The organism is Pseudomonas sp. DE0157 (assembly GCF_007678615.1).
Classification (GTDB): domain Bacteria; phylum Pseudomonadota; class Gammaproteobacteria; order Pseudomonadales; family Pseudomonadaceae; genus Aquipseudomonas; species Aquipseudomonas parafulva_B.
Genome location: NZ_VEJN01000065.1, coordinates 1 through 221 on the forward strand (window position 1 = coordinate 1; position 221 = coordinate 221).

At 58.8% G+C, this 221-nt stretch carries 1 protein-coding gene; it reads right to left on the bottom strand.

Features of this window, described 5'->3' with window-relative positions; genetic code table 11:
- Positions 1-221 (bottom strand): immunoglobulin-like domain-containing protein (locus FS777_RS21330; protein ID WP_145257616.1); only part of this gene is annotated, 221 nt, incomplete at both ends.

Genomic DNA, 221 nt, shown 5'->3' on the forward strand with positions numbered 1-221 from the left:
GGGTTGGTCAGCGTGACGGTGTAAGTGATCACGCCACCTTCGGTCACGCTTGGCGAAGCCGTCAGCGTGGCAGTGGTGGTGTCGATCGAATCATTGATCGTGGTAACTGCTGGTGTCGGGTTTGGCGTCAGCTGTTCGAAGTTGCCGCCCGTGGCACTGTCGATGGTCACGCTAACGGTGGAACCGTTGTTGTAGACGTCGTTGGCCGGGGTCTGGAAATC